Annotated in this window: 1 protein-coding gene; it reads right to left on the bottom strand. The window is 43.8% G+C overall.

What is annotated here, in order from left to right:
- Positions 1-215 precede the first annotated feature (215 nt).
- Positions 216-691: nucleotidyltransferase family protein (locus tag KIV40_RS35285; protein WP_285354133.1), on the bottom strand; the 476-nt coding region annotated here is incomplete at its 5' end.

The raw sequence follows: 691 nt of genomic DNA, 5'->3' as shown, positions 1-691 counted from the left end.
CGATGACAGGTTTAAACTCAGGTTGAATCTTATCAACCGAATAATCATTGCGGATAAATCCCTGTTCATCGAGACCAGTATCTTCGTTATGCATAAAATCCTTATCATTCAACGACGTGTTTGTTGCTACAAGCATACCCTACAAACTCCCAACTTAAGACACTAGTTCGTACGACACTGAGCGTTTTTACATTACTCAATAATGATGGGATGTGTTAGGCGCTTAGGCTATTCCAGCGGTCAAGGTCGGCTTTGCTCTTTATCTGTATAGCTTTTACTGCGTCTACAGTATGAAGGATTTTTTCGGCTCCGCTATCGCCACTCAATGACATCAATGTCGAAAAATATCGCTTAGGAAAAAGTGCAGGCACGCCACATTGACCAGCGTATTGAGCACAGATAATCTGACTACCGTCGTATTCGGAAACAAGCAATTTGAACGTTTCGGATGTTAATGCCACTTGGTCTGCGAGAGTCACCAATATCGCGTCATAATCATCTGCTAAGCAGCCAACGCCGAATGCGATAGAGTGACCAATGCCAAGACTCCATTCAGAACAATAAAGTAGCTTACATGGAGGTACTAACGCCTGGCGTTGTGCATGTTCAATGTCATCGTGCCAGCGCCCAGTAACCACGTAAACATCGCCAACCTCAATTGTTGTGGCGTTCACAATAGAGTGAGACAAAA

The organism is Vibrio sp. D173a, assembly GCF_030248475.1.
The sequence above is the reverse complement of the archived record's forward strand: the minus strand, read 5'-3'. Positions and strand labels throughout refer to the sequence as shown.